The organism is Porphyromonas levii (genome assembly GCF_018206105.1).
Taxonomy (GTDB): Bacteria; Bacteroidota; Bacteroidia; order Bacteroidales; family Porphyromonadaceae; genus Porphyromonas_A; species Porphyromonas_A levii.
Genome location: NZ_JADRGN010000059.1, coordinates 1 through 9,312, shown reverse-complemented (window position 1 = coordinate 9,312; position 9,312 = coordinate 1). Strand labels below are relative to the sequence as shown.

Annotated in this window: 8 protein-coding genes; all 8 read left to right on the top strand. The window is 44.6% G+C overall.

Translation table 11 applies throughout. From position 1 onward, the window contains the following. The first annotated feature begins 162 nt into the window (after positions 1-162). The 8 genes from dxs (at position 163) to tpiA (ending at position 9,039) form a co-directional block, all read left to right on the top strand. Positions 163-2,073 (top strand): 1-deoxy-D-xylulose-5-phosphate synthase, encoded by a 1,911-nt coding sequence (gene dxs / locus IX315_RS09130; RefSeq protein WP_134849347.1) that lies wholly within the window; start codon positions 163-165, stop codon positions 2,071-2,073. Beyond that, a complete protein-coding gene (trkA, locus tag IX315_RS09125; RefSeq protein WP_211638574.1) occupies positions 2,070-3,413 on the top strand; it encodes a Trk system potassium transporter TrkA in 1,344 nt (447 codons plus the stop codon). Before dxs ends, trkA begins: the two co-directional genes overlap by 4 nt. Before the next feature lie 27 nt (positions 3,414-3,440). Next, a complete protein-coding gene (locus IX315_RS09120) occupies positions 3,441-4,937 on the top strand; it encodes a TrkH family potassium uptake protein (RefSeq protein ID WP_018357575.1) in 1,497 nt (498 codons plus the stop codon). Positions 4,938-4,965: 28 nt separating this feature from the next. Then, the gene (pdxH, locus tag IX315_RS09115) at positions 4,966-5,616 is read left to right on the top strand and encodes a pyridoxamine 5'-phosphate oxidase (RefSeq protein WP_211837398.1); all 651 of its coding nucleotides are present in this window, start codon (positions 4,966-4,968) and stop codon (positions 5,614-5,616) included. Between the two features lie 140 nt (positions 5,617-5,756). After that, complete coding sequence (gene pepE / locus IX315_RS09110; protein ID WP_018357577.1) at positions 5,757-6,464, top strand: dipeptidase PepE; 708 nt, start codon at positions 5,757-5,759, stop codon at positions 6,462-6,464. A gap of 6 nt (positions 6,465-6,470) precedes the next feature. Beyond that, positions 6,471-7,034 (top strand): DUF1599 domain-containing protein, encoded by a 564-nt coding sequence (locus IX315_RS09105; protein ID WP_018357578.1) that lies wholly within the window; start codon positions 6,471-6,473, stop codon positions 7,032-7,034. Beyond that, a complete protein-coding gene (locus IX315_RS09100) occupies positions 7,021-8,247 on the top strand; it encodes a BT_3928 family protein (protein ID WP_018357579.1) in 1,227 nt (408 codons plus the stop codon). Before IX315_RS09105 ends, IX315_RS09100 begins: the two co-directional genes overlap by 14 nt. A gap of 36 nt (positions 8,248-8,283) precedes the next feature. After that, positions 8,284-9,039 (top strand): triose-phosphate isomerase, encoded by a 756-nt coding sequence (gene tpiA, locus IX315_RS09095; protein ID WP_211635788.1) that lies wholly within the window; start codon positions 8,284-8,286, stop codon positions 9,037-9,039. Positions 9,040-9,312: the final 273 nt, after the last annotated feature.

Genomic DNA, 9,312 nt, shown 5'->3' with positions numbered 1-9,312 from the left:
ATACTTAATGGTATCCATTCCATACAAAGACACGGTGCTAACTGACCTATTACAATGACAGACGCTAATAGGACGACACCCACCCATATTTATGAGGATTGCTGAGAAATGGCTAACTTTGCAGATATTGGGTATGGTAGGGAAATATTAGAATTTAGTAAGATGAGTAGTTATAAAAGTTACTCTTTATTGGATAAAATCAATTCGCCCAAGGACGTAAAACAGCTCTCAATCCAGGAGTTGCCTACGTTGTGCGAGGAGATACGAGGATTTCTTTTGGAGAGCTTGAGCAAAGTACCAGGGCACCTAGGTGCCAACTTTGGTGTTGTGGAGTTTACAGTAGCGTTGCATTATGTCTTTGATCTGCCAAATGATGAGATAGTTTGGGATGTTGGGCACCAGTCCTATGTCCACAAGATTCTCACAGGGCGTCGCAAGGACTTTGGAAATCTGCGTCAATGGGGCGGTATTAGTGGTTTTACCCATCCCAATGAGAGCGAATATGATTCTTTTGTCTCAGGTCATGCCTCCAATGCTATTTCTGCGGCATTGGGTATTGCTGTGGGAAGTAAACTTCAGAACCTCAATAAGAGTGTAATCGCAGTTATTGGCGATGGAGCAATGACTGGTGGATTGGCATTTGAGGGGCTTAATAATGCTTCTTCTCAGCCCAATGATCTCTTGATAGTACTCAACGACAACCACATAGGGATTGACCCTATTACTGGAGGGCTAAGTAAGTACTTAGTAAAAGTAAGTACTAGTAAGGTCTACAACGACATTAGGCACAAAGGCTATCAGGGTCTCAAGAGATTGAAACTTATCGATGAGAGGAGGAAACGTAACCTTACAAGGTTTAATAATAGCCTCAAAGCGTTGATCAATGATGATAAGAATCTCTTTGAAGGGTTCAGTATCCGCTACTTCGGTCCCACAGATGGGCACGATGTAGTAGAGCTTGTTAGTACTCTGCGGAGTATTAAGGACTTCGAGGGACCAAAGCTTCTTCATATCAAAACGGTCAAGGGAAAGGGCTACGCACCTGCCGAAGAGAGCGCAGTGGTATGGCATGCCCCAGGGTTGTTCGATCCCGTAACGGGAAAATTGAAGGTAACTCCAGAGCTCCCTGATAGTCCCCTCAAATATCAAGAGATATTTGGCAAGACTCTCTTAGAATTAGCTGAGTTGGATCCTAAAGTAGTAGGAGTTACTCCAGCAATGATATCTGGTAGCTCGTTCAACTTCATGCAGGAGCGCTATCCCAATAGGGTATTTGATGTAGGTATTGCCGAAGGTCATGCAGTAACCTTCTCTGCAGGATTGGCAAGAAAAGGAATGATTCCTTTCTGTAATATCTACTCTAGCTTTTTGCAGCGGGGCTACGATCAAGTCATCCACGATGTGGCGATGCAGGCAGCACCGGTGATTTTGTGCTTAGATCGTGCAGGACTAGTTGGAGAAGACGGTATGACTCATCATGGGGTATACGATATTGCCTATCTACGCACGGTACCAGGGTTGACCATCATGTCGCCAATCGACGAAAGTGAGCTTCGCCTGATGATGTATACCGCTTATAAGCATCATAGTGAAGGACCATTTGTTATCAGATTCCCTAGAGGTAAGGGCACTTGTGGTGATTGGCATGTCCCATTTGAAGAACTACCATTAGGGAAGTCGCAAGTCTTGAGAGAAGGAGAAAAGGTAGTATTTGTCTCCTATGGTCCTATTGGTAGCACTGTTGCTACTGCTATAGATGGGCTTAAGAGTGAGGGTTATAATCCTGGACACATCAACTTACGATTTGTGAAGCCACTAGACGGTGAAATTCTCCAGCGAATTGCATGCGAGTATCAGCATATTATCACCATTGAAGATGGCTCTATAGCTGGAGGTGTGGGAAGTGCACTTCTAGAGTATTACTCAGATCATCACCTATCTATTCCTCTGACGAGGATAGGTGTTTCAGACCATTTTGTCAAGCAAGGGGCAGTATCCCTTCAGCATGCTTATGAGGGGATGGATGCTGAGTCGATCATAAATAAGGCGAAGGAGGTGTATCGAACCCTATGAGAATATTTATAGTAGGTGCTGGGGAAGTGGGAACCCACCTAGCTGAGATGCTATCGCATGAGCAGCACGATATCATACTACTGGATTCCAATCCAGACAACCTCGAGTTTGCTTACGATAATAGGCTAGAGATCATGCCCTATGTAGGCTCTCCTACGTCATTCAAAGATCTGAAAGATGCAGGAGCGGATAGAGCCGATCTCTTTATCGCAGTTACGCCTGAAGAGAGTGGTAATATTGTCGCTTGTAATATTGCGACCCAAATGGGTGCGAAGAAGGCACTTGCACGCATCAATAACAGTGAGTATTTGATGCCTCAATATCGAGGACACTTTACCGCACTGGGGATAGATGATATGCTCTATCCTGAAGAGCTTGCAGCTGCGGAGATAGTCAGTAGTCTGAGTCTCCCTTGGGCTAAGCAGTATTGGAAAATATTCAATAATAAGCTCGCTCTCGTGGCAACACGGGTTATTAAGGGCTCTCCTCTACTAGGTAAGGAATTGATGGAGCTATCAGATCTCTCTGAAAAAGTCCTGCATATCCTTGCTATCGTGCGGGACAATCATACTATTATCCCTCGTGGCCACGATACTATAGAGGAGAATGATATCCTCTATGTAGCCGCTAAACCACAAGACCTTGAGAGTGTGCGTCAATTCTGTGGGCAACAGAAGTTGGAAGTACACCGTGTAATTATCATGGGAGGTAGTCGTATAGCTATCAAGACGGCTCAAGCCCTACCCGATGACCTAAATATTAAGATCATCGAGAGTGACTATGAAAAGTGTATGCGTCTCTCCGAGATGGTACCTGAAAATACCCTTGTGATACATGGCGATAGTAGGGATCCCGACCTGCTTATCAATGAGGGAATAAAAAAGACAGAGGCTTTTCTAGCTCTTACGAGTTCGTCTGAGAGCAATATGCTTGCTACTCTCAATGCCAAGCGTCTAGGAGTGCCTATTTCCGTTTGTCAGATAGAGAATCTTGACTATATTGACATCGCGAACGAAATGAAGATAGGCAACCTTATCAATAAGAAGCTATTGGCGGCCTCAGCAATTTTCCGTTACCTCCTCAATATCGACATCTCCAGTGCTAAGACACTGGCGATAGGTCAAGGAGAAGTATTAGAGATTAAGGTGAGGGAAAATTCATTGGTCACCAAACATCCTGTGGTGGAACTCGAGATACCATCAGGGATTACCTTTGGAGGTATCTTACGTAATAATGAGGTACTGCTAGTAGAGGGTAAGACACAGATTAATGCGGGAGATATGGTAATGGTATTCTCTCACAATGCCTCTGTGAATGACCTCAATAAACTCTTTGGATAAAGACAAGTAGTATAATCATCTATTGCTATGCTATTCTTAGTACATTCAGAATACGAAACCAAGAGAGGCTTCAATTATAAGTTTGTCCTTATGGTTCTTGGATTGCTTTGTCTATTTCAAGTAATATTCCTAGGGATTTCGGCAGGGGTGTCTCTTTACTACGGAGATAGCGGATTACACTCCCTACTCTATACCATGGGGCTTGATGTGGTTATTGGAGCCACGTTATTCCTCTTAGGCAAGGGACATACAGAATACGATACAGGGCGGCGTGAAGGTATGGTTACCGTCTCGCTTAGCTGGCTTGTCATGTCTTTATTGGGGATGATGCCCTATTGGTTAGGAGGCTTTATCCCCAATTTCTCGGAAGCGTATTTCGAGGCTATGTCGGGCTTTTCTACTACAGGAAGTACTATTCTTAACGACATTGAGTCCCTACCCCGCAGTATCCTATTTTGGAGAAGTGTTACCCAGTGGATTGGGGGTATTGGTATTATTGTCTTCCTTGTAGCTCTAGTGCCCTTTACTGGGGAAAATGCCTCTGTAGTATTCGACCACGAGACTACGGGAATCACCCACGATCGCTTTGTACCTAGGATAGGTGTAATGGCCAAGTGGATTACCCTTATCTATGTGGTACTATCTATTATATGTGCCCTATTGTTGTGGGCAGGACCTCTTTCCCTATACGATGCGGTGTGCCATGCTGCTACATGTATCAGCACAGGAGGTTTTTCTACTTACAATGCTTCTATAGCTGATATAGACTCTGTTTACACCAATTTTATACTCACCGTCTTTATGTTTATTGGGGCTACGAGCTTTACACTCATTTACTTTGCTATTGTACGCAAAGAACCCAAAAGACTATTTCACGATGCTGAGTACAGGTGGTTTGCTTCCACTATAGTTGTTGTTACGCTCTTTACTGCTATTTGGCTATATGCTAATGGCATTTACATTTCGTTTTGGAAAGCACTCCTACATTCATTATTCCAAGTCGTAAGTTTGATAACTACTACGGGCTATGTTATCCAAGACTACAACTTCTGGGGTGGTTCCTTTTGGGTTGTTGCCCTATTCCTTATGTTTGTTGCAGGGTGCTCTGGCTCCACGAGCGGAGGGCTCAAGATGATTCGCTTCAATATCCTATCACGTAACCTACTCAATGAGTTCAAAAGGCGTACTCATCCGCAAGCTATTGTTCCTCTTAGGTATAATGGTACATTCATCAAAGAGAAGGTGGTCAATCAGGTATATAATTTTCTATACGCCTATCTCACTATAATATTGATTGCGACCTTTTCTGTTACACTTGAGGGATATTCCTTCACCGACGCAGTATCGGCATCTATAGCTTGTATCTCCAATTCAGGACCAGGGCTTAGCGCTTTTGGTCCTATGGCGAACTTCTCTACTCTTAGCGACTTCAATACATTCCTTATGAGTTTTCTGATGTTGACGGGGCGTTTGGAGATCTTTACCGTACTAACCCTACTCCATCGGAGTTTTTGGCGAAATTAATCACACTTAAAATACATATATCATCACTATGGACATGCATATCGAAGACATCCGAAGGGATTACAAGGTGGGAAGCCTTTCTCGCAAGAACATGCCTGCCAATCCTATACAAAAGATGGAAGAGTGGCTACAAGAGGCTATCGACCACAAGGTCATAGAGCCAACTGCTATTGTAGTCACCACTTCAACCCCAGATGGTCACCCTTCATCCCGTACGGTGCTGATAAAGGAGATTAACGAAGGTAAAATCATCTTCTATAGTAATTATGATAGCCGTAAAGGCAGGCAAATCAAAGCTAATCCCCATGTATCGGTTACATTCTTATGGCATCAGCTGGAACGACAGATACATGTAGAGGGTATTTGTAAGCACGTGGCACCTGAGGTAAGCGATGCCTACTTTGATAAGCGCCCCTATAAGAGCCGTGTAGGAGCTAGAATCTCCCCTCAGAGTCAGCCTATCCCAAGCAGGGCTTTCATCGTTACAGAGTTTGCAAAGGAGAGCCTCAAGTACACTGGTACTTTTAGAAAGGTACCTCGGCCTGACAATTGGGGTGGTTTTGAGGTAACCCCTTCTAGAATAGAGTTTTGGCAAGGCAGGGAGAGCCGATTGCATGATCGTTTCTTGTACGAACTTCAGGAGGATGGCAGCTGGTCGCTCGATCGCCTAGCACCATAACTTTCCATATCTTTATCATTATAATACTCCCTCTTCAGAGTTGGAATAATACTCTGGTGAGGGGGTGTTAGGTTAAGCAGGTAGATTTTGGTAATTTTGTGGGAGAAATAGATTTATAAAACTGATTGAGACAGCACATCATGAGACTACTACTGATAAGCAATTCAGCCTCACCCGGTGAGACTTACCTTGAGAAACCAGCCGAAGATATTGCAAAATTTCTAGGAGAGGTCAGGGAGAATGTTGTATTTATCCCCTTTGCGGGTGTTACTTTCACTTTCGACGCTTATGTGGAGAAGGTTAATAAGGCTTTGGCTCCAGTGGGGGTTAAGGTAAAAGGGGTACATACTTTCCCTGATCCAGTAAAGGCAGTAAAAGAGGCTGGCGCAATCATGGTGGGTGGAGGTAATACATTCCAGCTTACTAAGATGATGCAGGAACAAGGACTGATAGAAGCGATCCGTGAAAGAGTATTGGATGGAGCACCTTATGTGGGATGGAGCGCAGGGAGCAATGTGGCTTGCCCAACGATTCGGACAACCAATGATATGCCTATCGTAGAGCCTCAGAGCTTCAATGTACTCAACCTTGTACCATTCCAAATAAACCCTCACTATCTTGATAGTCATCCAGAGAACCATGGAGGCGAGACACGCGAGGTACGTATTCTCGAGTTTATTGAGGCAAATCCAGATATGTATGTGGCTGGACTAAGAGAGGGTTGTCGGTTCCTTGTTGAGGACGGCAAGCTAGAGCTTATTGGAGATAAGAGCCTTCGCGTATTTAAGAAAGGTGAAGATATCAAAGAGTACGAACCAGGTGCCAATCTTCAGTTCTTAATCAAATAAGCACTTATGACTGAGTACAAGAGGACAGAAGAGCAGTTTGCCAAGGTTGTAGCTGATTGTCGGCAGCTTTTCGCCAATAAATTTAAGGACTACGGAGCTTCGTGGCGCGTGATGCGCCCTACCGCCATTACCGATCAGATTTATATCAAAGCACAACGCATTCGTTCTGTTCAGGAGAAGCGTGAAAATAAGGTAGGTGAAGCTCTCAAGAATGAGTTTATTGGGATTGTGAACTATGCTATCATGGGGATGGTTCAGCTCGAGAAAGGGTATACCAATGCCCCAGAGGAGAATAAAGAGATACTCCTAGGCTGGTATGATGAGTATGCCGATCGCTCAAAGCAGCTTATGTTCTCCAAAAACCATGACTATGGTGAGGCTTGGCGTAGCATGCGGATCTCTAGCATTACCGATATTATCTTGCAGAAGATATTTAGGACTAAGCAAATAGAGGATCACCAAGGTGCTACAAAGGTAAGTGAGGGAATAGATGCGAACTACCTAGACATGCTTAACTATGCCATATTCGCACTGATTAAGATAAGCGAAGGGACTGATGCAATGGAATAAAAGACAAGTATTTGCCACAGTAGCACAGCTTATCCTCGGAGCTACCTTTATCTTCTCTGGTTTGGTAAAGAGTATAGATCCTATGGGTACTGCTATCAAGATAGAGGAGTATGTAGCCATCGGTGGTCTACACTTCCCATCGTGGTGTTACCTGGGAGCATCTGTTGCGCTCAATTTATTCGAAGCACTCTTAGGAGTCGCGTTTCTTATTGGTTGGAGAAGGCTGATAACGAGTTGGGCTGCACTGGTATTGATGTGCTGCATGACATTGCTCACGCTTTACATTTATCTTTTCAAACCAGTAGCTGACTGCGGATGCTTTGGCGATGCCCTAGTAATTAGCAATGCAGCAACGTTTTGGAAGAATGTAGTGCTGCTGCTACTGGTTGCCTATCTGTTCCGTAACCTAAGCGCATGGCATGAGTGGACTAGCACCAGATATGCAGATATACTTATAGGGGTGTCGTCGGTCATTCTATTGCTTTTCAACCTCACAAACATTGTACATGAGCCAATTATAGACTTCCGACCCTATACGATTGGGAGCGACCTCATGGAGCTAACCACAACAGGTGGTACCGAAGGAGTGTACATCTATAGCTTCGTGTACGCCAAGGATGGTAAGGAGCGAACCTTTAGTATGGAGGAGCTTTCGGAGGTAGACTCTACTTGGACTTATGTTCGGGATGAAGTGGAGGTAATAGAGGAGGCGGTACGACCAGCAGGAGCCGACTTTGTACTAGTCCGTGAGGACGGCAGTAATGCTGTAGAAAGCCTAACGTATAAGGAGGGGCAAGCGATAATCGTGATTAGCCACGACCTGAATACGGTAGAGCCTCAACTACTACAGAAAATAACACAGAACTGCCCCGAGCCCCTACTCCTCGCAATGGGGAATACAGGCGAGGTATGGAACAAACCTGAATATGCTCCACTAGAGCAGGAGTTTTCCGAAGTACTTTTCCTAGACAAGACAACAGCCAAGACTGTTGTGCGGAATAATCCAGGAGTACTGATAATAAAGGGAGGTAGAATAGTCAATAAGATGACTGGTAAGGCTTTTGCGGATAGGATAACCAACCCCGAGTTTAAGAAGGATCCATACCAGATGCCGACCAAGAAGAGTCGGCTTTTGGAGCTGCTATATGCTTGGGGTGGACTTATCATACTAACCATAGCAATCATATGCTCTAGGTTTTTCAAAGAGAAATAGGATGTTTAATAAATAAGTTTGACAAGAAGAAAGATTATGCGAAAGAACATTGTTGCTGGCAACTGGAAGATGAATACCACTGTTGCCGAAGGAGTAGAGCTCGCAAAGGATGTGCGTGCTTCTATTGAGGGGAAAGAACTGAAGTGCGACGTTATCCTCGGAGTACCATTTACGCACTTAACAGAGGTTGTTAGGGCTGTAGAGGGAAGTGCTATCAAAGTAGCTGCAGAGAACTGTGCTGCCGAAGCAAAAGGAGCGTACACAGGCGAGGTATCTGCAGAGATGGTGGCATCCACTGGCGCTACATATGTAATTCTTGGCCATAGCGAGCGCCGTAGTTACTACCACGAGACTTCTGAGATACTAAAGAAAAAGGTTGCACTAGCACTAGCCAACAATCTTCAGCCTATATTCTGTATCGGTGAGGTGCTAGAGGAGCGTGAGGCAGGTAAGCACTTCGAGGTTGTAGAGACCCAGGTAAAGGAAGCGTTATTTGACCTCTCTGAGGCAGACTTCCGTAAGATTGTACTAGCCTATGAGCCTGTATGGGCAATCGGTACTGGTAAGACAGCTACCAGCGATCAAGCTCAGGAAATCCACGCTCATATTCGCAGCGTGATTGAGAGCAAGTATGGCAAGGATGTAGCCGACGATACTACTATACTTTATGGCGGTAGTGCCAATGGCGGAAATGCTAAGGAGCTATTTGGAAAACCCGACGTCGATGGTGGTCTTATTGGTGGTGCTTCTCTTGCTGCTGATAAGTTCCTCCCAGTTATCGAGGGCTTCTAATCCCAATAGTTAGGAAAGAGTTACAGAGAAGTCTCAATCGCAAATTATTGCGGTTGAGACTTCTCTTTATACCCTTTTACCAAACGACTCCCACCAATATTCGATTCACTACTTCACGGCTCTTTAAGTCTGTAAAATAGATATTGCTCCAATAGATAAGGTTTATCCCCCACTCCTATGTTCTGAAAAAAAGACGTGGGTTTTCAGAGAAAAGGTCGACAGTTTCCTTCAAAATGCACGTGGGTTTCTATAGCATCTTCGGACGATAGCTTT